This window comes from Shinella sp. 20P9.1.1, from assembly GCF_057798995.1.
Map to the genome: position 1 here is coordinate 15,162 of NZ_JBYOLC010000006.1, position 25,570 is coordinate 40,731.

Here is a 25,570-nt window from a genome sequence, read left to right on the forward strand (position 1 = left end):
TGCACCATTGCCGGACAGACATGGGACATCACGAACCTCGCATCGGGCGAGGACGGGTGCCAGGCGGAAGTGACAATGGGTATTGCGTTCGTTTCTCGTCTCCGCAGGCCGCTCGGGCTGCTTCTCATCCCGGCGATGCTGGCCGCCTGTTCGGGCGGCCTGACCCCGCCCGACGATATCGACGGCGGTGGCGTCAGCGCGATCCGGCCCATGGAAGAGGTGTCGCAGGCCCGCGATAGCGGCGATACAGGCGAGGACGTAAGCGTCTATCCCGTCAGCGAACCCACCGGGGACAGCGTCGACACGGCGATGATGGCGCCGGTCACCGAGAAGAAGCGCCTGCCGATGATCGACAGCGATGAGGCCATGGGGATTTCCGATCCCGTGCAGGCCTCATCCGGCGTGCTGACCGTTCCCGAGGGCGGCGTCAACATGGATGACGGACTGGGTGTCCAGCGCGTCGAGGGGCTGGCGGAAGCACAGGCGAACGAAATTGCCGAGGGCAATGCCACGCAAGTCGTCGTCGATGGCATCGGTTCGGATACGCCGCAGCAGGTTGGCCAGCCGGACGGCATTCCCATGTCCGATGCCGGCATGGAAATGAGCATGCCGGCGGAGAATGACGGTTATCTGCGCGTGCCGGACAAGGCGGCGACGCGCAAGCGCCAGGCCGTCGAGGGTGAGCAGGTCGCCTTCCTGCCGCGGCTTTCCAATCCCATGCAGATGCCCGAGACGATGGGCGGCATGCCGGCCTCGGAAAAAGCCTGCCGCCAGCGGCTGCAACGGCTCGGGGTGAAGTTCCGCGACGTGCCGCGCATTTCGCGCGGACGCTCCTGCGGCATCGCCTGGCCGGTGGAATTGTCTGGTCTTTCCGGCGGCATCCAGATCAAGCCGGCGGCGCAGGTGAACTGCCAGATCACCGAGGCCTTCGCGCGCTGGGTGCGGCAGGAACTCGTGCCGTCGAGCCGCGCGCGCTATCTCTCCGGCGTCGCAGCCATCCACCAGATGTCCTCCTATTCCTGCCGCACCATGAATTCGCAGAAGGGCGCTGCCATGTCGGAGCATGCCAAGGGCAATGCGATCGATGTCGGCAAGATCGTGCTGAAGAACGGCAAGGCCATCGTCATCGAGAAGAAGGGTTTCTTCGCCTTCCGCGAGAAGGGCCTCTTGAAGGCGGTGCGCGGCGACAGCTGCAAGTATTTCTCGACGGTGCTCGGTCCGGGCAGCGACCGTTTTCATAAGGACCATTTCCACTTCGACCTGCGTGCACGCAAATCCGGTTACCGGCATTGCAGCCTTTAAGACCGCTTGCAAATTCTCTGGTCTGATGTCGGAATCCTCCGCGGCCGAGCGTCCTTGAGACGAACAGCCAGGGAGTGAGACCATGACCGCCACGATCACCGCATTCGAAAGCTCGCCGGATCGCGGGCAGGGGCTGGCGCGCGACATGCGCGTGCGCTGGGCACTGGAGGAGGTCGGCCAGCCCTATGAGGTGCGCCTTCTCACCTTCAAGGCGATGAAGCAGCCGGCGCATATGGCGTTCAACCCGTTCGGGCAGATTCCGACCTATGAGGAGGGCGATCTCGCGCTGTTCGAGTCCGGCGCCATCGTGCTGCACATTGCCGAGCAGCATCCCGGCCTGCTGCCTGAGGAGGTTAACGGCAGGGCGCGGGCCATCATGTGGATGTTTGCGGCGGTTGCCACGGTGGAGCCGCCGATCGTCGAGCGCTCGATGGCCTTTATCCTGGAGCGTGACAAGCCGTGGTATGCCGAGCGGCTGCCGATGCTCGATGACCGCATTCGCGCGCGGCTTGGGGAGTTGTCGCGCCATCTCGGCGAGGGCGAATGGCTCGACGGTGCCTTCAGCACTGGCGATCTGATGATGGTACATGTGCTGCGCCGGCTGGAATCCTCGGGCCTGTTGTCGGAGTATCCGGCCGTTGCCGCCTATGTCGCCCGTGGCCAGGCACGGCCCGCCTATCAGCGCGCCTTTGCTGCCCAGCGGGCGGTTTTCGAGGCGGCCGTGGCCGGCAAATGACGGATTTCACACGGGCAAAAAAAAGACCGGCGAGGGCGCCGGTCAAGAAGGGGTTGGCAATCCGCCTTAGGGGGACGGGTGCCTGGAACGTCACATTCCGACATCCCGACCGGGGCGACCGGCCAAGATGCATGCGGTGCTTCCGCGGAGGAAGCGCGGCGGATGGGGCCGCCGGAAACTCCCTCAGGGTTCGGGAGCAAGGCCGCTGCAAGAGCAGGGGAACGGCGGCTGCGCGGGGTGCAAAACCGTTCCTTCGGCCTCGTCGCGACCATGCTGGATATCGGTCACGGTTTGATGACAGGCGGCGGTCGAGTCCTGAGAATTTTTTGCTGCCTACGGGTGAAAATCGACAAAAGACACGCCATATAGGGTGTCCTTCCGCATGAAATCTCCTCCTTCCGGAGCCTCCGATGGCGCCCATCGTTTCCATACGCAATCTCACCAAGAGCTACGCCTCCGGTTTCACGGCGCTGAAAGGCGTCGATCTCGATATCGAACAGGGCGAAATCCTCGCGCTGCTCGGTCCGAACGGCGCCGGCAAGACCACCATGATCTCCATCATCTGCGGCATCGTCACGCCGAGCGGCGGCACGGTCACCGTCGGCGGCCATGACATCCTCAGCGACTACCGCAAGACGCGCTCCATCATCGGCCTCGTGCCGCAGGAACTGACGCTCGATGCCTTCGAGACGGTCTATAACACCGTCGCCTTTTCGCGCGGCCTGCATGGCTGCGCGCCGAACCCGGCGCTGATCGAGCGCATCCTGAAAGACCTCTCGCTCTACGACAAGAAGGACACGATGCTGCGCCACCTCTCCGGTGGCATGCGCCGGCGCGTGCTGATCGCCAAGGCCCTGTCCTATGAGCCGAAGGTGCTGTTTCTCGACGAGCCGACGGCCGGCGTCGACGTTTCCTTGCGCAAGGACATGTGGCAGCTCGTCGAGCGGCTGCGCGCCAACGGTGTGACGATCATCCTGACGACGCATTACATCGAGGAGGCGGAAGAGATCGCCGACCGCATCGGCGTCATCAACCATGGCCGGATCCTGCTGGTCGAGGACAAGAAGGCGCTGATGGCCAAGCTTGGCCGCAAGCAGATGACCGTGGAGCTCGCCGAGCCCATCGCCGCCGTTCCCGATGCCTTGTCGCCCTATGGGCTGACGCTTTCGGGCGAGGGGACGCGGCTGACCTATGAATTCGTCTCGACCGGCGAGCGGACAGGCATCTCGTCGCTCTTGTCGGCACTCTCGCAGTGCGGGTTGCGGGTCAAGGACATCTCCACCGAGCAGAGTTCGCTGGAAGACATCTTCGTGGAACTGGTGGGAGAGGGCAAATGAACTTCGAGGCGATCAAGTCCATCTACGCGTTCGAGATGGCGCGCACGCGCCGCACGCTGCTCCAGAGCATCGTCTCGCCCGTCATCACCACCTCGCTCTATTTCATCGTCTTCGGCGCGGCCATCGGCTCGCGCATGCAGGAGGTGAACGGCGTGTCCTACGGCGCCTTCATCGCGCCCGGCCTCATCATGCTGACGCTGCTCAACCAGTGTATCGGCAACGGCTCCTTCGGCATCTATTTCCCGAAATTCACCGGTACGATCTACGAAATCCTGTCGTCGCCGATCTCGATGATCGAGATCGTCATCGGCTATGTCGGGGCTGCCGCCACCAAGGGGCTGATCGTCGGCACGATCATCCTGATCACCGCCTCGCTCTTCGTCGATATCTCGATCAAGCATCCCTTCATGATGGTGCTGTTCTTCGTTCTGACGGCGGTGAGTTTCTCGCTGTTCGGCTTCATGATCGGCATCTGGGCGAAGGATTTCGAACAGCTCAACCTGTTCCCGATGCTGATCATCCCGCCGCTCGTCTTCCTGGGCGGCTCGTTCTACTCGATCGAAATGCTGCCGCCCTTCTGGCAGACGGTCAGCCATTTCAACCCGGTGCTCTATCTTGTCTCGGGCTTCCGCTGGAGTTTTTACGAGATCGCCGACGTGAACCCGATCGTCAGCCTGGTGACGGTGCTCGGCTTCCTCGTCGTCTGCCTGTCGATCACGGCGTGGATCTTCAAGACCGGGTACAAGCTGAAGAACTGAGTTTACTGCCCGGCGAAAGCCGGGCTAAGCTTTCTTCCGTAGGCACCGTCCTGCTAACCCAAACAACAACGGGCAAACCTTCCGCCGGCACCGTCCGGCGGGGTGTGCACCGTTGCAAGCGGAGGTTCTGCGATGACTGACATCGCCGATCACGGTGTCCGGTTCGGACGAATAGCGGCCATGCTGCCCGTCAAGGACATGGCGAAGGCCGAGGCGTTTTACACCGACGTCCTTGGTTTCAAGAAAGTCTTCGAAAACGGAAGTCCCGTCGGCTTCATGATCCTGAAGCGAGATGCGGGCGAACTGCATCTGACCTTGCAGCCCACCTACAAGGCACCGGCGTTCAATGTGGCGCATATGATGGTGGACGACGTCGATGCGCTGCACGCGGCCTGCCAGAATTATGGCCTGCGCATCATCAAGCGCCTTCAGGACAAGGACTACGGCCTGCGCGCCTTCGTCTTCGCGGATCCCGACGGCAACCGCATAGATGTCGGACAGCCGATCTAGCGGCAGCAGGGAACGGGGCGGCGGTGCCGTCCCGTTTCAATCTTTCAGCCGCAGTTCGTCGCGGGTGATCTCGATCGAGCCGAGGGTTTCCAGAAAACTCATGCCGAGCAGGCTCTGGTCGAGCTGACCGGCCTGCGTGACCATGCCGCGGATCGTGCCGCGCATGATCGGGCCGATGGCGACCTGCCGCAGCGTCACGGGGGCGGCCATGGCGCGGCCGTTGGCGGTGGAGACTTCGATGGAGAAGACGAGATTGTCGGGATTGATGCCGAGCCGCATCGCGTCGTCATAAGTGAGCACGATGGAGCTTGCGCCGGTATCCACCATCATGCGCAGCGGTGTGCCGTCGATGCTGACATCGGTCTCGAAATGGCCGGAGACACCCTTGTGCACGACGAGGATCTGTTCGCCGCCGGCCCCTGTCGTCACCACGGCGCGGCCCGGAATAAGACCGGCAGTCAGCCGGTTGCCGACTTGCTGAAGATCGAAGCGATAAAGATAACCCGTAGCGAGCGCCAGGATGATCAGCAGCCAGATCGCGGCCTGGCGCAGGCTCTCGCCCCACTGCCGGCGGCTGGCGAGAATGCCGGCGCCCATCATCGTGCCGATCGCCGAAAGCGTCACGAGACGGCCGAAGTCGTTGTTGTCGATGCCGAGCGTGCGGCCGCCGTCGTGATTGAGAATCAAGAGCACGAGGCCGGCGCCGAGAATGCCGAAGAGGATATAGAGCCTCATGCCTCGCCGCGCTCCCGCGCCATGCGCGTGCGGCGGGTCTCGCGCCGAGGCTTGCGTTCGACGGTTTCGAGACGGGCCGGCAGTTCGGCCATGATCGCGCGGCGCTGTTCGGATGTGTAGAGCGTCCACGCGCCGATCTCATCGCGCGTGCGGCCGCAGCCGAAACAATAGCCGGTCACCATATCGATCGAACAGACGAGGATGCAGGGCGATTCCATTGCGTCTCCGGATATCCCATTTATGCTTTCGCAATCCCGGACGCAAAACCGCTGCGCACTTTTGCTGGGACTTGCTTGTATATCGTCAGCTCACAGTGCCAAGGCAAGAGCCGTGAGGACCGACATTTCCGTGAGCTGCTGTGTGGCGCCGATTGTATCGCCGGTATGGCCGCCGATCTTGCGCAGCGTGATGCGGTTGAACACCAGCACGGCGGCGATGGCGGCGACGAGCGAGAGCATGAGGGAGAAAATCGTCGCGTGCGGCAGGAGGAGTGCTGCGGCGATGATGATGCCGGTGGCAAGGGCGACGACGGTTGCCGTGCGGTCCGGCTCGCCGACCGAGGCGGCCACCCCGTCGCGCCGGGCGGGCGGCAAAAGCGACCAGTGCCAGACCATGGCGGTGCGGCTTGCGGCGGCGGCGGCAAGCAGCACCATGGCGAGGCCGGCGGGTGTCAGGACCGGGGCAAGCGCAGCGATGGCGGCGCTGCGGATGCCGAAGGAGAGCACCAGCGCCACGACGCCGTAGGAGCCGGCGCGGCTGTCCTTCATGATGGCGAGTGCGCTGTCGCGGTCGCGTCCGCCCCCGATGCCGTCGGCGCTGTCGGACAGGCCGTCCTCATGCAGCGCGCCTGTTATCAGCACCTGCAGGCCGAGCACAGCGAAGGCGAGCAGCAGCGGCGGGGCATGGAAGGCGAGGAGCACGGCGGCGAGCGCTGCCGGCGGCAGCAAGATCAGCACGCCGGCGACCGGGAAGGCCATGACGGCGCGCGACAGCTTGCCGTCATGGCCGATGAAATGGCGCTGCGGCACGTGCACGCGGGAGAGAAAGCCGACGGAGCGGGCGATGTCGTCGATATAGTCCTGGATGGTCACGCTGTTGGCCCCTGCTGGCGGGCGGCCAGACTGGCCGCCGACCCCTGAAAGATAGTTCCCGGAGCATGCTCGAGGATGGAGGAACGCACAGGCTGCCGCCCAGTCTTCACGTCCGTTTGCGGCATCGTAGAACCCGCATCGCCGGGCCACTTTCCGATGCGCGACACCTGTCGCCGCGTGCCGCCGCAAAAGGCGTCGGCCTCTGCCGCAAATGCGGTTGTCGGCGCCGCCCCCTGCCTCTATTAGGAGACACCTGCCTTTGAAAGCCCAAACCAAGGAATTCCCAAGATGAGTGCCAGCGGCCTGCCGTTCGATGATTTCCGTGAATTGCTGCGCAATCTGCCCGGTCCGGATGCCGCCGCGCTGGTGGCCGCGCGCGACCGGGACAGTCAGTTGACGAAGCCGCCGGGCGCGCTCGGCCGCCTGGAAGAGATCGCCTTCTGGCTCGCCGCCTGGACCGGCCGCGCCCCGGCCGTCACGCGTCCGCTGGTCGCGATCTTCGCCGGCAACCACGGCGTCACCAAGCAGGGAATCACGCCCTATCCGTCTTCCGTCACGGCGCAGATGGTGGAAAACTTTGCGGCGGGCGGCGCGGCGATCAACCAGATCTGCGTGACGCACGACCTCGGCCTGAAAGTTTTCGACCTCGCGCTCGACTATCCGACGGCCGACATCACCGAGGAGCCGGCACTCTCGGAACGCGACTGCGCCGCCACCATGGCCTTCGGCATGGAAGCCGTTGCCGGCGGCACGGACCTGCTGTGCATCGGTGAAATGGGCATCGGCAACACGACGATCGCCGCCGCCATCAACCTGGCGCTCTATGGCGGCACGGCGGAGGAATGGGTCGGTCCGGGCACCGGTTCGGAAGGTGAAGTGCTCCAGCGCAAGATCGCCGCCGTCGAGAAAGCGGTCGCGCTGAACCGCGATCATCTTTCCGATCCCCTGGAGGTGCTGCGGCGTCTCGGCGGCCGCGAGATCGCGGCGATGGCCGGCGCCATCCTTGCCGCGCGCATGCAGAAAATCCCCGTCATCATCGACGGCTATGTCGCGACGGCTGCCGGCGCGATCCTGCGTGCCGCCAATCCGTCGGCGCTCGATCATTGCCTGATCGGGCATGTCTCGGCGGAGCCTGCGCATATGAAGGCGATCGAGAAGCTCGGCAAGACGCCGCTTCTGGCGCTCGGCATGCGTCTGGGCGAAGGCACCGGTGCGGCCCTTGCCGCCGGCATCGTCAAATCGGCGGCCGCCTGCCATTCCGGCATGGCGACCTTCGTTCAGGCGGGCGTCAGCAACCGTTCGTAGCGAGCGGTCGGCAAAAAGCCTTGATGGCGTGGATTGAGACCCCCAAGCATTTCCAGCCGAAGCGAGATCGCTTCGGCTGGAAATGCGGCAAACAAAAAGCCGGGGCGACGGCTCCATGGGCACTGTAGGAACGGGATTGTGGAATGGGTCAGGGACCAATCGAGAAAAAGACGGGCTTCAGCCACCTGATCGCCGCGGCGACCTATTCGGCCGCGGGCGCGCGCCGCCTGCTCGGCGAATCCGCCTTCCGCCATGAGCTGATCGCCTTCGGCGTCGCCATGGTCATCTTCGCCTTCGTCGGCGCCAACTTCTTCCAATATGTGGCGATGGCGATCCTCTTTCTGCTGATGATCGCCTTCGAGGCGCTCAACACGGCGATCGAAGAGATCGTCGACCGGGTGTCTCCGGAGATTTCGGAGATGGGCAAACACTCGAAGGACCTCGGGTCGTTCGCGGTGTTTTGCCTGATTATCGCCAATGCCGGTTACGCCGGCTATGTGGTGATTTCGCAGTTCATCTGAGACTGTGGGGTGGCGTGGATCTTCGGGTCAAGCCCGAGGATGACGGTGGGGAGGTGGATGCCTCCGTCGTTTATGCTGCGCAGATATTTCCACTATCACTCCCACGGGATCAGCCCGGGTATGATGCAAGAGCGAAGGTTTCGCCAAAGTATCGGCGGTCTCCTGAAGCACTGGTCAATAAGGGGAGGGTGAAGGCCAGCCTCCCCTCCGTCATCCTCGGGCTTGACCCGAGGATCCACGCCTCCGCTGAAACGCCTCAGGCGAAGCTCTTTCGGCGCGGCGAAACGGCCTGGGTTTCCGTAACGGCGGGCAGGCTTTGCAGCACGCGTTTGGCCGGCAGGATGGCGATGGCTTCGGTGCCTTCACGCAGCTTCGATTTCAGAATGAACTCGCCATTGTGCTTGGCAAGGATGGCCTGAACGATCGGCAGGCCGAGACCGGTGCCCTGTTCGGCGCTCTTGATGGCGATGGAGCCCTGGCCGAAGGCCGAGAGCACGACGGGGATTTCGTCCTCGGGAATGCCTGGGCCGTTGTCCTTGATGGAGAGATATTGCCCGCCGCCGGCCGTCCAGCCGGCCTTGACGACGATCTCGCCGCCCTGGGGCGTGAATTTCACGGCATTGGATAGCAGGTTCAGCACGACCTGGCGCAGGGCCTTTTCATCCGCCCAGATGGCCGGCATGCCGCCTTCGACCTGTTCTGAGATCGCGATGTTCTTCGCCCGTGCGCGCAGCTGCACCATGCCGATGCAATCCTCGGCGATATCGACGAGATGCACGCTATCCTCCGACAGGTCGTATTTGCCCGCCTCGATGCGCGAGAGGTCGAGGATCTCGTTGATGAGGTTGAGCAGGTGCTGGCCGGAGCGGTGAATGTCCGAGGTGTATTCCTTGTAGACCGGGTTATTGAGCGGCCCGAGCACTTCCGTCGACATGACTTCGGAGAAGCCGAGAATGGCGTTGAGCGGCGTGCGCAGCTCATGCGACATGGAGGCGAGGAAGCGGGATTTCGCGAGGTTGGCTTCTTCCGCGCGGCGGCGGGCCTCGTCCGACATGGATTTCGCCACTTCCAGCTCGGCGATCAGGTCGTCCTTCTCCGATTGCGAGGAGAGGAGCTGGGCGCTCGTCTGGCGCAGGCGATGCGTGATGAAGATGAGGAAGACGAGAGCTGCGGCGATGATCGCCGCCATGGCCATTGTGGTGGGGACGGGACGCAGCAAGGCCGAGAGGACAAGGGCCGCGACCGTTGGCGCAAAGGCGAAAAGCACGGCATGACGCAGCATCAGCGTCGTGATCGTCGTGACGGCAAGCGCGACAAGGAGGGCAGTGCCCTGATAGAGCTCGAAGGTGACGCCGGTGCAGCTGCCGCAGGTCTGGAGCGCGAAGGCCGTCCAGGCGACGCCCATCAAAAGCTGTGCCGCGAGGAAGCGGCGCTGCCAGCGCTGGACATTTTCGATAGTGATGTCTTTGCCGCGCGCGCGCCGCGCGATAATCATGCCGACCGCATGAACGCTGAGCGCCAAAACCGCCCAGGCCATAAGGCCGATTTCCTGCGTGAAATAGATGCCGATCGCGGCGATCATCACGATGATGGCGGGGATGATCAGCGCACTCTGCACCACGGAGGCGATGTGGAGTTGCAGCATTTCCCGCTCGAGACCCGCGGAAATGCCCGTCGCGGTCTGCAACCGTTCGCGAGTCGCGCGGACAGCCCGCGAAACAGCCTTGTTTCTATGGCTGCGCGACTTGTCGACGATGATCTTGTCGGTCGAGGTACTGACGCCGGTACTCATCACGAATTGCAACGGTTGCTGATGGCGTTGAATTCTAGGGGGCAATCCTTAAGAAGATGCTGCCGCGCATAAACCATTTACGAACCATTCCGACATTTTCCGTAGCGTGAAACGCGCCGCCGTTTCGGATATGACGGAGCGTGAAGACGAGAACGGCAGGAAGCGGAATTCATGGGGCTTTCCAAAGGAGCGCGCGATGTCGGCGTGGCGATGGCGATCCTGGCGCTGACGGCGCTGATCGTGCTGCGCGTCAGTGGTGAAAGCGGCGAGACGATCACCGGGACCGCGCGTGCGGCCGACGGCGATACGTTGACGCTGGACGGGCACCGCATTCGCCTTGTTGGCATGGATACGCCCGAGATGATGCAGATCTGCAAGCGCGACGGCGAGGACTGGCGCTGCGGCGTGGCCGCCCGCTCGCGGCTTGCCGAGTTTTTGCGCGCGGGACCGGTCACCTGCCGGACGCAGGGCAGGGACAAATATGACCGGCTGCTGGCGCGCTGTGAGACGGAAGCCGGCGATCTCGGCGGACGAATGGTGCGCGAAGGGCTGGCGGTGGCCTATGGCGGCTACGAGGACGAGGAGCAGTTCGCCAAGGCCGAGCGCAAGGGGCTGTGGGCCACGGAATTCGACCTGCCGCAGCAATGGCGCCGCATGAACGGGCGTCCGCAGGAAGACACGCACAAGGGGCAACCCGGCGTGCTCGGCGACATTCTGTCGACGCTGGGTCTCGGTTGACGGATGGCGCGATGAACGAGCGCAAGCCTGCCGACGAGATCGCCGCGCTCAGCACGGCCATTGCTGCCTGTCGTGTCTGTCGGGACGCGCCCGCCAAGGGGCCGGAGGATCGTTTGCCGCACGAGCCGCGGCCTGTCGCCGTTCTCTCCTCGACGGCGCGCATCCTGATCGCCGGGCAGGCGCCGGGGCTTCGGGTGCATGACAGCGGACTGCCCTTCAACGATGCCTCCGGAGACCGGCTGCGCGAATGGCTGGACGTGACGCGGGCGGAGTTCTACGACCCGGAGAAATTCGCCATCGTGCCGATGGGCTTCTGTTTTCCCGGCTATGACGCCCATGGCAGCGACCTGCCGCCGCGCCGGGAATGCGCGCCGCTCTGGCGTTCGCGGGTCATCGCCGCCATGCCGCAGGTCGAGCTGGTGCTGGCGATCGGCCAATATGCGCAGGCCTGGCATCTCGGTGCGGCGAAGGCGAAAAGCATGACCGACACGGTGCGCGATTGGCGCCGGCATCTCGGCCGCAATGCAGCGCCCGCGGTACTGCCGCTGCCACATCCGAGCTGGCGCAATACCGGCTGGTTGAAGCGCAACCCGTGGTTCTCGGACGAGGTTCTGCCTGGACTGCAAAAGCGTGTGAAAACCCTCACGGGCTGAAATGTAATTCTTCCCATTTGCCGTAATCCCGGTATATGAGGGAATTAAATTTCTTAGGGGACTACAATGGATCGTCTGGACCGCAAAATCCTGCGCCTTCTGCAGGAAGATTCCACGCTGGCTGTGGCCGACCTCGCCAAGAAGGTCGGGCTTTCGACCACGCCTTGCTGGCGGCGCATCCAGAAGATGGAAGAGGATGGCGTAATCCGCAAGCGCGTCGCGCTGCTCGATCCGGTCAAGATCAACACCAAGGTCACCGTCTTCGTCTCGATCCGCACCAATTCGCATTCCACCGAATGGCTGAAGCGTTTTTCGGAAGTGATCGTCGAATTCCCTGAAGTCGTCGAATTCTACCGCATGAGCGGCGAGGTGGATTACCTGCTGCGCGTCGTCGTGCCCGATATCGGCGCCTATGACGCCTTCTACAAGCGCATGATCGCCCGCATCGAGATCCGTGACGTCTCCTCGGCCTTCGCCATGGAGCAGATCAAGTACACGACCGAGATGCCGCTCGATTACATGACCGTCGACAATCAGAAGAACAGCGACGAATAGTCAGCGCTTGAGACGGGCGAGGATCTTCTCGTCCGTCAGTTCGCGCACCGCATCCTTGCCGATCCAGCGTGCCGTCTTGTAGCTGCTGCCGGCAAGCGTCCGCGCAAGGGCGAGGGCGGGCGCATGGCAGGCATGGCTGCGCTTGCCGACATTGCGTAGCGCCCAGTTGACGGCTTTTTTCACGAAATTCCGTGGATCGCCGGCGTGGTCTTCGACGAGATCGAGCCAGCCTATCAGTGTGTCGTCCGGCTCCTTCTTCATATGCACGGCAGCGCTCGCGATCATGGCGAAGGCGGTGCGGCGCACGAATTCCCGCTCGTCGGCTGCGAAGGTCGGGATCAGCGAGACAAGCTTTGCTTCGATAAAAATATCCGCGGCGTTGTCGACCACTTCCCAGGAGTTGAAGTCCTCTGCAAGGCGAAGGGCTTCCTCCGTCGTCAGCTTCCCCGGCTCCAGCGTATAGAGCGCCAGCATGCGGGCCTCGCGGATATCGCTGGCCCACAGGGCGAAGGCGCGGGCGTGATCCTTGCCCGTCAGGCGGGCAATTTTCTGCAAGTCGGGATTGGAGATGCCGAGCGCCGTTTCCGTGACGATGCCGAAACGCTCCATGCCGGCGACCGTTTCCTCCGATCGCAGCGACCGGAGGTAGTCGATGATCTCGCCGGCGGTGGAGGCCTTGCCGATCATTTCCGTTCGAGGCGGGCGAGCAGCGAGGATGTATCCCAGCGGTTGCCGCCCATGTCCTGCACATCGCCGTAGAACTGGTCGATGAGGGCGGTGGTCGGCAGCTTGGCGCCATTGCGGCGGGCTTCGGACAGGATGATGTCGAGGTCCTTGCGCATCCAGTCGATGGCGAAGCCGAAATCGTATTTGCCTGATATCATCGTCTTGTGGCGGTTGTCCATCTGCCAGGAGCCGGCGGCACCCTTGGAAATGACCTCGATGACCGCCTCCATGTCGAGCCCGGACTTCTTGCCGAAATGAATGGCCTCGGCGAGGCCCTGCACGACGCCGGCCACGCAGATCTGGTTGACCATCTTGGCGAGCTGCCCGGCGCCTGCCTCGCCCATACGGCCGACCATGCGGGCGTAGGCGTCGATGACGGGTCTGGCTTTGTCGAAAACCGCTTCCTCGCCGCCGCACATGACGGTCAGGACGCCGTTTTCGGCGCCGGCCTGGCCGCCGGATACCGGGGCGTCGATGAAATGCAGGCCCTTGGCCTTCGTCGCGGCATCGAGTTCGCGGGCGACTTCGGCGGATGCGGTGGTGTTGTCGATGAGGGTCGCGCCCGGCTTCATGCCTTCGATCACGCCATCCTTGGCGATGGTGACGGAACGAAGGTCGTCATCGTTGCCGACGCAGGTGAAGACGAAGTCGGCGTCCTTTGCTGCCTCGGCCGGCGTGCGGAAGGCCGTGCCGCCGAATTCGGCCGCCCATTTTTCCGCCTTGGCGAAGGTGCGGTTATAGACCGCGACCTCGTGGCCGCCCTTGACCTTCAGGTGACCGGCCATGGGATAGCCCATGACGCCGAGACCGATGAACGCAACCTTTGCCATGCCGTAACCTCCTGCAATCGCTGGCAGGAGGTTTAGCGGATCATCGTTTCCGGCGAAAGTGTTTCTCTTGTGTCAGGGGCAATGCGGCCCCGCCGGTCAGCCGCGATATTTCGCCAGCACGAGATGGCCGGCGATCGGTTCGCCTTCTTCCATCCGCACGGTGATGTCGGTGATTTCGACGAGGTCGAAACCGGTCTCGTCGAGGCGCTGGCGGACATAGTCGGGCGCATGGGCAAAGCGCTGGTGCGGGCCGACCATGAAGGGGCGGCCGGCGAAGGTGTCGGCCGGCAGCGTTTCGGAGGAGAAGATGAAATGTCCGCCGGCCACGAGGTTTTCGGCGGCGCCGAAGAACAGCGGCTCCAGCGCGCCGAGATAGGGCAGTACGTCGGTCGCGGTGATCAGGTCGAAGGGCTCGTCGTCGTTGTCGTCGAGGAAATCGACGGCCTCGGCGACGTAGAGTGTTTCGTAGAGGTCCTTCTCATGGGCGACTTCGACCATGTTTTCCGACAGGTCGACGCCGGTGATGTCCTCCGCCATGTCGCGCAACGCGCCGCCCGTCAGGCCCGTGCCGCAGCCGAGGTCGAGCACGCGCTGGAACGGACCCATCTTGAGGTCCTGGAAGCGCTGGCGCACCAGAAGCGGCACGCAATAGCCGAGCTGTTCGACCAGCACATCCTCGAACACTTCGGCGTGTTGGTCGAAGAGGGTGGCGACATAGGCGTCCGGCGCCTTTTCCGGCGTGTCGCCGCGGCCCATAGAGGCGAGGCGCACGGCCGCACCGCCATGGTCTTCCGGGTCGAGCGCCAGCACTTCGGCATAGGCTTTGGCGGCGGCATCGAAATCGCCGGACTTTTCCAGCGAAAGGGCGCGGTTATAGGCTTCCGCGAGCGCGTCTTCGTCGATTTTTTTCATGGGGCGTCTCATACGGGCCGGCCGCAGTTTTGGCAATGGAGGCGGATGCGCGCAAACGGTCACGCGATACGGGCGCATTCGCCCTCTAAGTGCAAATAGGCATTTATCAATTGGCGAAAGAGGCGCATGATCTTCCCAAGACCAAAAAGACAGTTGGAGGAAAGACATGCCCGCCGATATGTCCCCCTTGTCGCTTTCCGACGTGAAGCGCACAGGCAGCCCCGCCTTGCCGGCGACGCCGATGGAAACGATCAACACCATGGTGCATTATTATCGCGGCGAGCTTGGCCGAATGGCCGGCTGGCGCGACCGGATCGATCGAACGTCGAACTGGGCGATCACCGTGGTGGCGGCGCTGCTCTCCGTTTCGCTCTCGACGCCGACATCGCATCACGGCGTGCTGCTCTTCGCCATGCTGCTGGTGACGCTGCTCCTGATGATCGAGGCGCGGCGCTACCGCTTCTTCGATGTCTATCGGGCACGCGTGCGCCAGCTGGAGCGTTTCTATTTCGCCGAAATCCTCAATCCGCGCGCCTCGCTCGATCTCGACTGGGCCGCGCCCATCGCGAAAAGCCTGCGCAAGCCGGAATTCTTGATCAGCTACCGCGATGCCGCCTGTCGTCGGCTCCGACGGAATTACTGCTGGCTCTATCTTATCCTGCTGCTCGCCTGGGCGCTGAAGATCTCATCCTCCATGATGCAGAAGCCGGCGACGGCAGGCCGCGACATGACGCTCGCGGTCGAGCATGTGGTGGCGAATGCGGCACTCGGGCCGGTTCCGGGCCTGGTGGTGATCGGCCTCGTCGCGGTATTCTACGCCGTCATCGCCTATTTTTCGCTGAAGGTGGACATGTCCGATACCGAACTGGCGCATGGGTCGGTACACGTCTAATCGTTCCGCGCTGCTCAGTTGATGATGAACTCGCCCTTCAGCGCCCGCCACTCCGTCGCCGAGATCAGGCGATGGTGGATGTAGCGGACGGAGTGGATCGGACCGTCGAGTTTTTCCTGCCAGAATTTCAGGAAACTCTTCATCTCCGGGAAATCCGGGGCGAGGTCGTAGTGCTGCCAGATATAGGTCTGAAGGAACTGCTGGTGATCCGGCATGCGGTAGAGGATCTGGGCCGTGGTCATGCCGTAGCCCTTGAGCTGCATCGCCATGTCGTTCGTCATAGGGACCTCATCGCGAGATGAATGATGGTCCCTAAGATTGAGTGCCCGCAAGGTTAATAAGACCTTAAAGTCTCGTAGCGTAAGGAAAGATTTCTTATGAAATCAACGCCTTGGCAGCACTCTGCGTCGAGTGCTGCCAAGGGATGTCAGCGCTTCAGGTGGCGGGTCAGGCGGGTTTCGAGCCAGGCCCAGATGTTGCGCAGCAGCTCCACCATGAGGAGATACATCAGTGCGGCCCAGAGATAGGCCTGATAGTCGAATGTGCGCGAGAAGGCGAGGCGGGTTTCGCCCATCAGGTCGAGAACCGTGACGATGGCGACGATCGCCGAGCCCTTGATCATCAGGATGATCTCGTTGCCGTAAGGACGCAGCGCCACGATGAGTGCCTGTGGCAGGATGACCTTGAAGAAGGCGACTTTCTTCGGCAGGCCGAGCGCATCGGCGCCCTCATGCTGGCCGCGCGGCACGCTCTGGATGGCGCCGCGCAGGATTTCGGCCTGGTAGGCGGCGGTGTTGAGCGTGAAGGCGAGCAGCGCGCAGTTCCAGGCATCGCGGAAGAACCACCAGACCCCCATGGCCTTCAGCTCGGCGGAGAAGCTGCCGAGGCCGTAATAGATGAGGAAGAGCTGGGTGAGCAGCGGCGTGCCGCGGAAGAAATAGACGTAGCCATAGGCGATCCATGACAGGACCGGGTTCTTCGACATGCGCGCAAAGGCGACAGGCAGCGATATGAGGCCGCCGAGCACGACCGAGCAGACGACCAGCAGCAGCGTCACGCCGAGACCGGACAGGTAGTTCGGGCCATATTTCGCGAATTTTTCCGGATCCCAGCCGCCGACGATCATCATGAAGATGCCGATGGCAAGCGCCAGCCAGACGCCGAGGAAGGCATTGCCGAAGAAGCGGCTGGCCGTGAAGGCTTTTGGCGGGGCCGGTGGCGGGGCCTGTGGTTCGATCAGGGTGGTGACGAAGCTCATCGTGCGGCCTCCGAACGCTTGGCCCAGCCCTCGATGCCGGAGAAGACCAGCGAGGAGAGGAAGGCGAGGACAAGGAAGAGCACGCAGGCGATGACGTAGAACTCGAAGGCTTCTTTGGTGACGCGCGCCGCAATACTCGTCTGGCGCAGGATATCCGGCAGGCCGACGACGGAGACGAGAGCGGTGTCCTTCAAAAGCGCCATCCACAGATTGCCGAGGCCGGGCAGGGCGACGCGGATGAGCTGCGGCAGGATGATGAGCTGCATGGTGCGGCCATGGTGCAGGCCGAGCGCATAGCCCGCCTCGTACTGGCCGCGCGGAATGGCCTTGAAGGCCGACAGCAGCACTTCCGAGCAATAGGCGGAAAACACCATGGCGAGCGCGATCATGCCGGCGAAGAAGGCGTTGATCTCGACCGTGCCGTCATAGCCGACGGCGGTCATGAGGTTCTGCACGACGATCTGCAGGCCGTAATAGATGATGAAGAGCGTCAGAAGCTCTGGCAGGCCGCGGAAGAGCGTGGTGTAGATATTGGCCGAGAGCCTGAGCGACTTTTCTTCCGACTGTTTTGCCAGCGCTATGAAGAAGCCCAGGAACAGGCCGATGGGCAGCGTCGCGATGGCGAGACTGGCCGTGACCAGGAAGCCGAAAGCAATCTCGTCGCCCCAGCCCGCGGCACCGCAGGCGAGCAGCGTATTGCCCGCGAAAAGATTGAAGATGCCGACCGGACCGCAGAGGGGATCGATGATCCCCAGAAATGCGGATACCGCCTCGACGATGGCGGTGAAGAACCCGCTCATGCCAGAATTACCCCCGATGCGCGTTTTTCGCTTCTTGTTAAGGCGCTTGCTGCGCTCTCTTTCTTATGACCAACTTCTCAAACAAAAGGAGCGGGAGAGCAAGCCCTCCCGCCCGTGCATTCTGGTGATGGGGTCAGAAAAAACCCGCATGAGCCGGATGCGTCGTGTCTTACTCGCCGTAGACGTCGAACGGGAAGTACTTGGCGTTGATTTCCTGGTACTTGCCGTTGGCTCGGATCGCCGCGATCGCTGCTGTAAACTTGTCGGCCAGCGCATCGCCCTTGCGCACCGCGATGCCGGCGCCTTCGCCGTTGATGACGGGGTCGATCGGCAGCGTGCCGAGCAGCTTGCAGCAGGCGCCGGCGTCGGTCTTCAGCCATTCGGAGAGCACCACGACGTCGTCGATGGCGGCATCGATGCGGCCGTTGGCGATGTCGAGCTTGTACTCGTCCGAGGTCGGGTACATCTTGATGTCGGCATCCTTCATATGCGCCTGGGCATAGTTGGAATGGGTCGTGGAACCCTGGGCGCCGAGCGCCTTGCCGGCGAGCGCCTCAGGCGTCGCTTCCTTGATGTCGGAATCCTTCGGCACGATGATGGCCGGCGGCGTGTTGTAGTACTTCTTGGAGAAGTCGACCTTCTCCTTGCGCTCGGCGGTGATCGACATGGACGCGACGATGGCGTCGAACTTCTTGGCGATGAGCGCCGGAATGATGCCGTCCCAGTCCTGCGTCACGAAGGTGCATTCAGCCTTCATTTCCTCGCAGAGCGCCTTGGCGATGTCGATGTCGAAGCCGGTCAGCGTGCCGTCGGCCTCGAGATTGTTGAAGGGCGGGTAGGCGCCTTCCGTGCCGATCACGATCTTCTCGCCTTCAGCCATCGCGGAGGTCGCGAAGAGGGCGATGACCGCAGCCGAGGCTGCGAGCGTGAAACGTTTGGAAATACGCATTGTGATCCTCTCTGTTGAAGGCTATCGGGTTTTTCTTGTTGTCCGGGCCTTGAATGGAAGCGGGCAGGCCTGCCCGCTTGGGTTGGATAATCGAACTGTTTCTCATAAAAAATCAACTGCTTTTCCGTCGCGCTCCCGCCGCGTTTCCCCGACAATTTCATGGCCGTCACTGGTCTTGGCGGCGGCGCGACCTATCTCGCCGGTCGATGAGGTCGTTCAGGCGCGGTTCACACCCGCCTGACTAGGCCTGAACAGGAAACGGGCGTTGCCGGCCGGCCGAAAGAGCCGGGAGGCAGCGCTCCAGACAGACAGACGGGACACCGTGAGGACAGAACGATGACTTTCCGCTCCAAACTTTTTGCCACCGTGGCTCTGCCCCTGCTTTCAGCCTCGCTGATCGCGACGCCGACGCTGGCCGATGCGCTCATGAAACCCTTCGACGTGGCCCAGGCGAGCGACGAGGGACAGCCGAGCGAGGAAGAACTGCTGAAACAGCAGCAGGAAGAACAGCAGCGCGCCGAGCAGGAAGACCAGCAGCGGCAGGCCGATGAGCAAAAGGCTGCCGAAGACCAGCAGCAGGCCGACGAGCAGAAGGCTGCCGAGGACCAGCACCGGCAGGCTGATGAACAGAAGGCTGCTGAAGACCAGCAGCGGCAGGCCGACGAACAGAAGGCTGCCGAGGATCAGCAGCGTCAGGCCGACGAACAGAAGGCTGCCGAGGATCAGCAGCGTCAGGCCGACGAGCAGAAGGCGGCTGAGGACCAGCAGCGGCAGGCTGATGAACAGAAGGCCGCCGAGGACCAGCAGCGGCAGGCCGACGAGCAGAAGGCTGCTGAGGACCAGCAGCAGGCCGACGAACAGAAGGCTGCCGAAGACCAGCAGCGTCAGGCCGATGAGCAGAAGGCTGCCGAGGACCAGCAGCGTCAGGCCGATGAACAGAAGGCTGCCGAGGACCAGCAGCGGCAGGCTGATGAACAGAAGGCCGCCGAGGACCAGCAGCGGCAGGCCGACGAGCAGAAGGCTGCCGAGGACCAGCAGCCTCAGGCCGACGAGCAGAAGGCCGCTGATGAGCAGCAATCCGAGCAGCCTGCCACCGAACAGAGCCAGCAGGCCGGCGAGGAAACACCTGCCACCGAGCCGGTGCCGGAGGTGGTTGAAACGTTGACGGAAGAGCAGAAGCAGGAGATCGCTGAGGATCCCGGCAAGACCGACGAGACGGTGGTTCTGCCTGTCGAAAATGGCGCGGCCGTGCTCGACAGTGACAAGGACGCCGACAATGCCGGCGGCCAAAAGAGCCGCGACAACCGCCGCAAGCAGCGTGAGGAACAGCGCGCGCAGGAGGAGGAAGCGCCGGTTCCCGACACGGACGACAGTGCGCAGGCAGCGATTTCCGAAGAGGTGCGCGATGCGGTGCCCGGGCGTATCGAGGCGGCCATCAAGGAAGAAGGCAAGCGCGTCGACGAGGCACCGGAATTCCTCGTTCCCGAGACCACCAACATCGTCAACAACACGGTCATCAACAACACGACGATCGTCAACAACGACAACAAAACGATCGACAACAGCGTCACGCAGGTCAATGTCATCGAGCGCTTCGAGAATCGCACGGTTCTGGAAGTGGGCGACCAGCTGATCGTGCGCGGCGACGATCGTCCGCGCCTGCGCCGTGATTCGGAGGATGTCTTCTACGACAACCTGGCCCGTGGACGCGTGCGTGAAACGATCCAGCGTCCCGGCGGCGTGCGCATCGTGACGATCTACAATCGTTATGGCGATATCATCCAGCGCTCGCGCGTCGGGGATGACGGCCGCGAATATATTCTCGTCTATGCGCCGGAACTGGAGGATGACGCGCCGCGTCCCGGCCTCGTCGATGTCGGTTACGAGCTGCCGCCGATGCGCCTGCGCATTCCCGTCAGCGACTATATCATCGACACCTCAAGCGATCCGGACCGCGATTATTACGCCTTCCTTGCCGAGCCGCCGGTCGAGCGCGTCGAGCGTGTCTATACGATCGACGAGGTGAAACAGTCGGCGCGTCTGCGGGATAAGGTGCGCCGCATCGACCTCGATACGATCACCTTCGCGACGGCGAGCGCCGAGGTGCCGATGTCGCAGGCCCGTACGCTGCGCAGCGTGGCCGACGCGATGCAGAAGGTGCTGGACAAGGACCCAGGCGAGACCTTTCTGATCGAGGGGCATACGGATGCCGTCGGCTCGGACAAGTCGAACCTGGTGCTTTCCGATGAGCGCGCCGAATCGGTCGCCAGCCTGTTGACGGAGGTTTACGGCATTCCGCCGGAGAACCTGCAGACGCAGGGTTACGGCGAGCGCTTCCTGAAGGTTCGCACCGAGGTGGCCGAACAGCAGAACCGCCGCGTCACCATCCGCCGCGTCACGACGCTGGTGCGACCGCTCGCCAAGGCGAACTGATCGGGATTTCGTGCGTTTTGACAGAGCCGCCGGTCAATGCGCCGGCGGCTCTGTCGCATTCAGCGCGGATTCATGTGAGATGGTCTAGCGTCTGTTTTACGAGGGGCGAATATGTGGAAACACGAATTTGCCTCAAACGATTGATCCATTGCCTGCAAAACCGGCAAAAGAGGAAACGCTATGGGTAAGAGAACGACACTTCTGGCAACGGTGGCTTTGCCCATCGTTTCGCTGGTCTGGCAGCCGGTTCAGGCCGCGATGATCCGTCCGCCTGTCATCGACAGCCGCATGCCCAACGTCATCACCGTGCAGGAGAGCGACGGTTCCGAGGAAGAGCGCAAGCCGCGCAAGAAGAGGGAACGGCAGGAAGACGGCGAGCAGCAGGGCGAGCGCCGCAAGCCGCGCAAGGAACAGAGCGAGGAAAGCGCCGGCGAACAGCAGCAAGAACGTCAGGAGCGGCGCAAGAAGCGCGAGTCTGCTGAAGGTGATGACCAGCAACAGCAGCAGGAACGCCAGGAGCGCCGCAAAAAGCAGCGCGAAGCAGCTGAGGGCGATGATCAGCAGCAGCAGGACCGCCAGAAGGCCCGCGAGGAACGCAAGAAGCAGCGCGAGGCCGCTGAAGGCGACGATCAGCAACAGCAGGATCGCCAGAAGGCGCGTGAAGAGCGCAAGAAGCAGCGTGAGGCCGCTGAGGGCGATGACCAGCAGCAGCAGGATCGCCAGAAGGCGCGCGAGGAACGCAAGAAGCAGCGCGAGGCCGCTGAGGGCGACGATCAACAGCAGCAGGATCGCCAGAAGGCGCGTGAAGAGCGCAAGAAGCAGCGCGATGCCGCGGAAGGCGACGATCAGCAACAACAGGACCGCCAGAAGGCGCGCGAGGAGCGCAAGAAGCAGCGCGACGCGGCTGAGGGTGACGATCAGCAACAGCAGGATCGCCAGAAAGCCCGCGAAGAGCGTCGCAAGAAGCAGCGTGAGGCTGCGGAGGACCAGCAGCGCGAAGAGCAGACAAACGAGCGGCCCCGCCGCAAGCGCGATGAAGATCGTGAGCGGATCGCCAGAGACCCGTCCAAGACGAACGAGACGATCGAACTGCCGTTCCTCGACGGTGCGGCCGTGCTCGACAGCGACAAGGATTTCGACAACCGCAAGGGATCGGGCCGTGACGAGCGCCGCCGCAAGCGCGCTGAAGAGCGGGAAAACGTCAAGATCCGTATCCCTGAGTCGGATCGCGACGCGCAGGTCGGCTGGAAGGATCGTGATCGCGTCCGCTACGAATCGGGCGAGAGCGAGCGTGGCGAACGCCGTGACCGCCGTCCGCGCTATGAGGAGCGTGATGGCTGGCGTGTCGAGCGCGAAGTCGATGATCGCGCCGTGATCAATTTCGGCGACCGGATCATCGTCCGCTCGGACGACGGCCGCCGCCTGTCGCGCCGGGCAACCGAGACCTACTACGAGGACCTGCCGCATGGCCGTGTCCGCGAGGTCATCGTCCGCCCGAACGGCGACCGGGTCGTCACGATCCGCAGCCGCTACGGCGACGTCATCCAGCGCTCGCGCATCGATCGCTCGGGTCGTGAATATGTCATGTTCTATGCCCCGGAAATCGATCGTGACGCCCGGCCGACCTTCGTCGATCCCGGCGAGCGTCTGCCGCCGATGCGCCTGTCGGTGCCGCTCGACGACTACATCATCGACACGTCGTCCGAGGGCTCGCATGATTATCGCGAATTCCTCGACCGGCCGCCGGTGGAGCCCGTCGAGCGTGTCTATACGCTGGATGAGGTGAAGTACTCGGCCCGTATCCGCGACAAGGTGCGCCGTATCGACCTCGATACGATCACGTTTGCGACCGGTTCATCGGAGATTTCGATGAACCAGGCGACGACCCTGCGCAAGGTGGCGGATGCGATGAACGAGATCCTCGACAAGGATGCCGGCGAGACCTTCCTGATCGAAGGCCACACCGATGCCGTCGGCTCGGACGAATCGAACCTCGTGCTTTCGGACGAACGGGCCGAGGCCGTCGCCAACATCCTGACGGACGTCTATGACATCCCGCCGGAAAACCTGGCCACCCAGGGCTATGGCGAGCGATTCCTGAAGATCGATACGGATGGGCCCGAACAGCTCAACCGTCGCGTCACAATCCGTCGCGTGACCGCGCTGGTGAAGCCGGTCGCCATGGCCGAGTAATCGGCCGATACAGGATAGAAAGAAGGCCGCGGAATTCATTCCGCGGCCTTTTCCTTTTATGGCGATCAGGCGGGGGCGGGTAGCGGGAGACCGGTGATCTCTATGACGAAATCCGCGATGGCTGCGGTGTCGTCGAGGTCGAAGACGGGAAGGCTGGTATCCGTGACCGGGTGGTCGGCGGCGATGGCGGCGATATGCGGGTCCTCGGGTGCGAGCGGAACGCGGTTGGCTGATTCCAGGCGCCGTGCCTCGATCTTCGGGATCGGCTCGCGCTTGTAGCCCTCGATAAGCACGAGATCGCAGGGCGCGAGGCGGGCGAGGATTTCTTCGAAACTGGGCTCAGGCGCACCGCGCAGCTCGTGCATGATGGCATAGCGCGTGCCCGAGACGATGGTCACTTCATGCGCGCCGGCCTGGCGATGGCGGTAACTGTCGGCTCCGACCTTGTCGATATCGAAATCATGGTGCGCGTGTTTGATGGTCGAGACGCGGTAGCCGCGGGCGACGAGCTCCGTGACCAGACGCACGGCAAGGCCGGTCTTGCCGGAATTCTTCCATCCGGCGATGCCGAAGATTTTGGGACGCGTCATCTCTCCAGCACCCAGAGCCAGTTTTCCGCCTGATCGAGATCGTCGGGCGTGTTGATGTTGAAGAACGGATCGAATTCGCCGCGCGACGTCGCGATCGGCGGGAAGGTGATTTCGCGCGCCTGGTGGCGTTCGAGATAGCTGCGGACGCGCAACGCCCCGCCGCCGGAAAGCCACGCGCCGAGATCGTCGGCCAGCGCGACCGGCCAGAGCGCGAAGACCGGGTGGAGGCCGCTGGCCGAGCGCGCGACGGCGATCCTGTCCGGCGTATCGATGACCTTGCCCAGCCGGCTGACCAGATCGGTCGGGAAGAAGGGGCTGTCGGTCGGCACGGTCGCGACGTGGCTCGCCTCGGGATGGTTGCGCCTCACATGGTCGAGGGCGGCGAGCACGCCACCGAGCGGCCCTGCGCGCGCGGCGCCGAGATCGGCGAAGACCGGAAACTCCTCGCCGCGCTCGAAAAGCACGGGGCCATTGGCATTGACGGCGACGGACGAGACCTGCGGCCGCAACCGCCGTGCGGCGCGGTCGATGAGGGCCGCGCCGCCGAGACGGATGCGCGTCTTGTCCTGCCCCATCCGCGAGGACAGGCCACCGGCCAGGATCACACCCGGTATCGCATGTGAGAGTGCCATCGTGCTCCCATCGTGTTGGCTCTCACACCGGTCTAGTCGGTGCAAGGCCTGGTCGCAAGCCTTTGCGATGTCACGGCGATTCCGGTGTGGACTGCTGGGCGATGGGGGCCGCCCGGCGACGGTTTTCGCGGTAGAAGGTGTAGAGACCCGAGGCGATGACGATGACGGCGCCCACGGTCATCCAGAGATCGGGTAATTCGCCGAAGAACAGGAAGCCGATCGTGATCGCCCAGAGGAGGCTCATGTAGCGGAAGGGGGCGACGAAGGAGATTTCGCCGACACGCATGGCGTTGACGATCGTCTGGTAGCCGATGAGCAGCAGAACGCTGGCCGCGGCCAGCCGCATGACGACCGCCGCCGACATCGGCTGCCAGCCGCCCATCGGCACGATCAGTGCACCGCCGACAAGCGTGATGACGATCGCGGTGATGACGCTGATGAACAGGGTGGAGACATCGCTGCGGATGCGCCGTGTGGCGAGATCGCGTGTCGCCGCACCGATCATCGAGGCGATGGCGTAGATGGCGGCGAGCGAAAAGCCCTCCGGCCCCGGCCGGATGACGATGAGCACGCCGATGAAGCCGACGATGATGGCGAGCCAGCGCCGCCAGCCGACCTGTTCGCCCAGGAAGAGCGCCGCCCCCAGCGTCACGGCAAGCGGTAGCGACTGGAGGATGGCCGAGATATTGGCGAGCGGCATGACGCCGAGGGCGGAAATGAAGGTGAGCGAGGCAAAAATTTCCGCCGCGAGCCGCAGGGCGACCGGCGGCTGCAACAGGATGCGCCAGGAGCCGAGCGCGCCCATCCGCCAGGCGATGACCAGCACGAGCGCACTCGTCATCAGCCCGCGCACAAACAGGATCTGGCCGGTGTTCATCGCATGCGTGACGGATTTCACGAGGGCATCGTTGCAGGTGAAGGCCGCCATGGCGATCGCCATGAACACGGCGCCCCTGGCATTTCCGGTGGAGTTCATAGGGAGTGATTCCGCGCGTTGGTCTCTCCCTCATATGCCGAACGGGCGTGGCCTACCATCATCCTCAAGGCTGGAACAAACGGGGTGATTGGCGAAAGAAGCGGCGATTGAAATGATTTTGAGCAGAAAACGCGATCATTTCGGCGCAAAGCCTTGAGTTTCTGCCGGTTTCTCGAAGGCATTCATTAAGCTTCCCCACCTATCGTTGCGTCATCCCAAATGCGTGTTCGCATGATGCGACGGGTGAGGGCTGGCCGTCTGATGCAAGACCGGCGCAGTTCCTTGAGCAGTTTCCGGCCGCGCTCCCCCTGGTTTCCAGAGCGGCCGTTTCGGCTTTGAAAGCGCC

The 25,570-nt window shown here is 63.4% G+C and carries 27 protein-coding genes; 13 read left to right on the forward strand and 14 right to left on the reverse strand.

Features of this window, described 5'->3' with window-relative positions; genetic code table 11:
• Nucleotides 1–75 precede the first annotated feature (75 nt).
• The 5 genes from AC27VQ_RS12050 to AC27VQ_RS12070 all read left to right on the forward strand — a co-directional run bounded on the left by AC27VQ_RS12050 (nt 76) and on the right by AC27VQ_RS12070 (nt 4,643).
• Nucleotides 76–1,302, forward strand: a complete 1,227-nt coding sequence (locus AC27VQ_RS12050; RefSeq protein ID WP_488716433.1) for an extensin-like domain-containing protein — start codon at nt 76–78, stop codon at nt 1,300–1,302.
• An 82-nt stretch (nt 1,303–1,384) separates the two neighbouring features.
• Nucleotides 1,385–2,038, forward strand: coding sequence for a glutathione S-transferase family protein (locus tag AC27VQ_RS12055; RefSeq protein WP_488716434.1), 654 nt, complete (start codon nt 1,385–1,387; stop codon nt 2,036–2,038).
• 410 nt (nt 2,039–2,448) lie between these two features.
• Nucleotides 2,449–3,375, forward strand: a complete 927-nt coding sequence (locus tag AC27VQ_RS12060; RefSeq protein ID WP_488716435.1) for an ABC transporter ATP-binding protein — start codon at nt 2,449–2,451, stop codon at nt 3,373–3,375.
• Complete coding sequence (locus AC27VQ_RS12065; RefSeq protein ID WP_117366303.1) at nt 3,372–4,133, forward strand: ABC transporter permease; 762 nt, start codon at nt 3,372–3,374, stop codon at nt 4,131–4,133. The genes AC27VQ_RS12060 and AC27VQ_RS12065 overlap by 4 nt, the downstream gene beginning before the upstream one ends.
• Before the next feature lie 132 nt (nt 4,134–4,265).
• A complete protein-coding gene (locus AC27VQ_RS12070) occupies nt 4,266–4,643 on the forward strand; it encodes a glyoxalase superfamily protein (RefSeq protein WP_244759185.1) in 378 nt (125 codons plus the stop codon).
• Nucleotides 4,644–4,679: 36 nt separating this feature from the next.
• On the opposite strand, the gene AC27VQ_RS12075 is transcribed toward AC27VQ_RS12070, so the two are convergent.
• The 3 genes from AC27VQ_RS12075 to AC27VQ_RS12085 form a co-directional block, all read right to left on the reverse strand.
• The gene (locus AC27VQ_RS12075; protein WP_488716436.1) at nt 4,680–5,378 is read right to left on the reverse strand and encodes a retropepsin-like aspartic protease family protein; all 699 of its coding nucleotides are present in this window, start codon (nt 5,376–5,378) and stop codon (nt 4,680–4,682) included.
• The gene (locus AC27VQ_RS12080; protein WP_488716437.1) at nt 5,375–5,596 is read right to left on the reverse strand and encodes a DUF1289 domain-containing protein; all 222 of its coding nucleotides are present in this window, start codon (nt 5,594–5,596) and stop codon (nt 5,375–5,377) included. The genes AC27VQ_RS12075 and AC27VQ_RS12080 overlap by 4 nt, the downstream gene beginning before the upstream one ends.
• 90 nt (nt 5,597–5,686) lie before the next feature.
• The gene (locus tag AC27VQ_RS12085; protein WP_488716438.1) at nt 5,687–6,469 is read right to left on the reverse strand and encodes an adenosylcobinamide-GDP ribazoletransferase; all 783 of its coding nucleotides are present in this window, start codon (nt 6,467–6,469) and stop codon (nt 5,687–5,689) included.
• A gap of 288 nt (nt 6,470–6,757) precedes the next feature.
• Between AC27VQ_RS12085 and cobT the strand changes: the two genes are divergently transcribed.
• A complete protein-coding gene (gene cobT / locus AC27VQ_RS12090; RefSeq protein ID WP_488716439.1) occupies nt 6,758–7,774 on the forward strand; it encodes a nicotinate-nucleotide--dimethylbenzimidazole phosphoribosyltransferase in 1,017 nt (338 codons plus the stop codon).
• Between the two features lie 143 nt (nt 7,775–7,917).
• A complete protein-coding gene (locus AC27VQ_RS12095; protein WP_488716440.1) occupies nt 7,918–8,295 on the forward strand; it encodes a diacylglycerol kinase in 378 nt (125 codons plus the stop codon).
• Between the two features lie 256 nt (nt 8,296–8,551).
• On the opposite strand, the gene AC27VQ_RS12100 is transcribed toward AC27VQ_RS12095, so the two are convergent.
• Entirely contained in the window at nt 8,552–10,087 is a 1,536-nt protein-coding gene (locus AC27VQ_RS12100; protein ID WP_488716441.1) for a sensor histidine kinase, read from the reverse strand.
• 171 nt (nt 10,088–10,258) lie between these two features.
• Between AC27VQ_RS12100 and AC27VQ_RS12105 the strand changes: the two genes are divergently transcribed.
• From AC27VQ_RS12105 to AC27VQ_RS12115, 3 genes are all read left to right on the forward strand, one after another.
• Nucleotides 10,259–10,825, forward strand: coding sequence for a thermonuclease family protein (locus AC27VQ_RS12105; RefSeq protein WP_488716442.1), 567 nt, complete (start codon nt 10,259–10,261; stop codon nt 10,823–10,825).
• A gap of 11 nt (nt 10,826–10,836) precedes the next feature.
• On the forward strand, nt 10,837–11,478 hold the full coding sequence (locus tag AC27VQ_RS12110; RefSeq protein ID WP_488716443.1) for a uracil-DNA glycosylase family protein: 642 nt from the start codon (nt 10,837–10,839) through the stop codon (nt 11,476–11,478).
• 66 nt (nt 11,479–11,544) lie between these two features.
• Nucleotides 11,545–12,033 carry an Lrp/AsnC family transcriptional regulator gene (locus tag AC27VQ_RS12115; RefSeq protein ID WP_313531831.1) on the forward strand — a complete coding sequence of 163 codons (489 nt, stop codon included), beginning with the start codon at nt 11,545–11,547 and terminating at the stop codon, nt 12,031–12,033.
• Here the strand turns inward: AC27VQ_RS12115 and AC27VQ_RS12120 are convergent, their stop codons facing one another.
• The 3 genes from AC27VQ_RS12120 to AC27VQ_RS12130 all read right to left on the reverse strand — a co-directional run bounded on the left by AC27VQ_RS12120 (nt 12,034) and on the right by AC27VQ_RS12130 (nt 14,513).
• Complete coding sequence (locus tag AC27VQ_RS12120) at nt 12,034–12,720, reverse strand: DNA alkylation repair protein (RefSeq protein ID WP_488716444.1); 687 nt, start codon at nt 12,718–12,720, stop codon at nt 12,034–12,036.
• Entirely contained in the window at nt 12,717–13,589 is an 873-nt protein-coding gene (locus AC27VQ_RS12125; protein ID WP_488716445.1) for an NAD(P)-dependent oxidoreductase, read from the reverse strand. The genes AC27VQ_RS12120 and AC27VQ_RS12125 overlap by 4 nt, the downstream gene beginning before the upstream one ends.
• Nucleotides 13,590–13,685: 96 nt before the next feature.
• Complete coding sequence (locus tag AC27VQ_RS12130; RefSeq protein WP_488716446.1) at nt 13,686–14,513, reverse strand: class I SAM-dependent methyltransferase; 828 nt, start codon at nt 14,511–14,513, stop codon at nt 13,686–13,688.
• A 154-nt stretch (nt 14,514–14,667) separates the two neighbouring features.
• On the opposite strand from AC27VQ_RS12130, the gene AC27VQ_RS12135 reads away from it, so the two are divergent.
• On the forward strand, nt 14,668–15,393 hold the full coding sequence (locus AC27VQ_RS12135) for a DUF2270 domain-containing protein (protein ID WP_488716447.1): 726 nt from the start codon (nt 14,668–14,670) through the stop codon (nt 15,391–15,393).
• A gap of 14 nt (nt 15,394–15,407) precedes the next feature.
• Here the strand turns inward: AC27VQ_RS12135 and AC27VQ_RS12140 are convergent, their stop codons facing one another.
• The 4 genes from AC27VQ_RS12140 to AC27VQ_RS12155 all read right to left on the reverse strand — a co-directional run bounded on the left by AC27VQ_RS12140 (nt 15,408) and on the right by AC27VQ_RS12155 (nt 18,400).
• Nucleotides 15,408–15,674, reverse strand: a complete 267-nt coding sequence (locus tag AC27VQ_RS12140; protein WP_313531821.1) for an usg protein — start codon at nt 15,672–15,674, stop codon at nt 15,408–15,410.
• A 146-nt stretch (nt 15,675–15,820) separates the two neighbouring features.
• Nucleotides 15,821–16,651 (reverse strand): ABC transporter permease, encoded by an 831-nt coding sequence (locus tag AC27VQ_RS12145; RefSeq protein ID WP_488716448.1) that lies wholly within the window; start codon nt 16,649–16,651, stop codon nt 15,821–15,823.
• Nucleotides 16,648–17,451 (reverse strand): ABC transporter permease, encoded by an 804-nt coding sequence (locus tag AC27VQ_RS12150; protein WP_421593604.1) that lies wholly within the window; start codon nt 17,449–17,451, stop codon nt 16,648–16,650. The genes AC27VQ_RS12145 and AC27VQ_RS12150 overlap by 4 nt, the downstream gene beginning before the upstream one ends.
• Nucleotides 17,452–17,620: 169 nt before the next feature.
• Nucleotides 17,621–18,400, reverse strand: a complete 780-nt coding sequence (locus tag AC27VQ_RS12155; protein ID WP_313531816.1) for an ABC transporter substrate-binding protein — start codon at nt 18,398–18,400, stop codon at nt 17,621–17,623.
• Between the two features lie 336 nt (nt 18,401–18,736).
• Here AC27VQ_RS12155 and AC27VQ_RS12160 point away from each other — a divergent pair, with 336 nt between their 5' ends.
• Both AC27VQ_RS12160 and AC27VQ_RS12165 read left to right on the forward strand, forming a co-directional pair.
• Nucleotides 18,737–20,833 carry an OmpA family protein gene (locus tag AC27VQ_RS12160; RefSeq protein WP_488716449.1) on the forward strand — a complete coding sequence of 699 codons (2,097 nt, stop codon included), beginning with the start codon at nt 18,737–18,739 and terminating at the stop codon, nt 20,831–20,833.
• A gap of 180 nt (nt 20,834–21,013) precedes the next feature.
• Nucleotides 21,014–23,026, forward strand: a complete 2,013-nt coding sequence (locus AC27VQ_RS12165) for an OmpA family protein (protein WP_488716450.1) — start codon at nt 21,014–21,016, stop codon at nt 23,024–23,026.
• Nucleotides 23,027–23,091: 65 nt separating this feature from the next.
• Here the strand turns inward: AC27VQ_RS12165 and mobB are convergent, their stop codons facing one another.
• The 3 genes from mobB to AC27VQ_RS12180 all read right to left on the reverse strand — a co-directional run bounded on the left by mobB (nt 23,092) and on the right by AC27VQ_RS12180 (nt 25,224).
• Entirely contained in the window at nt 23,092–23,616 is a 525-nt protein-coding gene (gene mobB, locus AC27VQ_RS12170; RefSeq protein ID WP_488716451.1) for a molybdopterin-guanine dinucleotide biosynthesis protein B, read from the reverse strand.
• On the reverse strand, nt 23,613–24,248 hold the full coding sequence (gene mobA, locus AC27VQ_RS12175) for a molybdenum cofactor guanylyltransferase MobA (protein ID WP_488716452.1): 636 nt from the start codon (nt 24,246–24,248) through the stop codon (nt 23,613–23,615). Before mobA ends, mobB begins: the two co-directional genes overlap by 4 nt.
• 70 nt (nt 24,249–24,318) lie before the next feature.
• Nucleotides 24,319–25,224, reverse strand: a complete 906-nt coding sequence (locus tag AC27VQ_RS12180; protein WP_488716453.1) for a DMT family transporter — start codon at nt 25,222–25,224, stop codon at nt 24,319–24,321.
• Nucleotides 25,225–25,570 lie beyond the last annotated feature (346 nt).